The 1,058-nt window shown below is 58.6% G+C and carries 1 protein-coding gene; it reads right to left on the reverse strand.

All coding sequences use genetic code 11. The features are described from left to right. Positions 1-21: 21 nt before the first annotated feature. On the reverse strand, positions 22-1,014 hold the full coding sequence (locus tag DJ70_RS01680; protein WP_094529588.1) for a transposase: 993 nt from the start codon (positions 1,012-1,014) through the stop codon (positions 22-24). Positions 1,015-1,058 lie beyond the last annotated feature (44 nt).

The raw sequence follows: 1,058 nt of genomic DNA on the forward strand, positions 1-1,058 counted from the left end.
GAGGGTGTCATAGAACTCTTCTCACACCGTGATGATCGTACTTCCCGGATTGTCTCCGCGTTCGTAGTTGGTGATTGCGACGACGAGGCGAAGGCACAGCGCAAGGAACACCTGCGCTCGTGCGTGGACGCGGCCTCGGGCGTGCGTTCGCCCGAGGCCGCAGTCCTTGACTGATTCGTTGGTTCGTTCGACTGCAGTACGGCGGTTGTACGTCTCATCCAACGTGGATTGCTTCAGCTGAACGTCCTCGCTGTGTTGTTCGATGCGGTCTTCGACCCTGTACTCGATGTCTTTCGGGTCATCAGTGTTTCGCGCGTTGTACGGAGCGACTGGCACGACTCCTGCGGCCAGCAGGTGGTCGTGCCAGTCGAGCGTGTCGTAGGCGCTGTCACCGACCATCCAGATTGGCTTGGCGACGGCGAGCGCGTCACGCGTGACGCGCATCGCCGTCTCTTCTGGCGCTTGCTTACTCTCGGTGAACTCGGCTGCAATCGGGATCTTTTGCCCGGTTGAGACGATTGTACAGCCGTAGCCGTAGTAGTACTCGTCGTCGGTTGGATCGTAGCACTTCGAGGCGTCTTGATCGGCGGGTATCGCCCTCACGTCGGTTGAATCGATACAGTAGGTTAAGTCGAGCAGGCCGCGCCGGGCGGCCTGCTCGACGAGCCGGTCGAACACTTCGTCAACGACGTGTTCGAGGTCGGTGAGAAAGCGATCGACTGCGTCTCTGGACGGCGGTCGATCGAAGCCACAGCTCAGCCAAACGAGCGTGTTCCGAAGTTCTCGCTCAACGGGACGAATGCCGTAGATGTCGTGGTAGTAGCAATGGAGGAAGCCACGCATCAGCTCTGGTGGTTCGTGATCTCGTGTTCGCCCCGTCTCCGCCGGGGCGAACACGTCGAACTCTTCGAGAAACTCGAAGGAGAGATACTCAAACAACGCTAGCGTCTCGGTTTCCGCGACATTGAAGAACGACTCTATCGAAGGATCATCTTGCAGGGTCGCTGAACTCATCCACCTCAGCGTTCACCCTGCTCTTTGGTGTGCTACTCGTTCTA

This window comes from Halorubrum halodurans (assembly GCF_002252985.1).
In the GTDB taxonomy this organism is placed as follows: Archaea; Halobacteriota; Halobacteria; order Halobacteriales; family Haloferacaceae; genus Halorubrum; species Halorubrum halodurans.

Excerpts from the sequence above, each read along its gene's own strand:
- DJ70_RS01680 (WP_094529588.1), bottom strand. The coding sequence starts at position 1,014 with ATGAGTTCAGCGACCCTGCAAGATGATCCTTCGATAGAGTCGTTCTTC.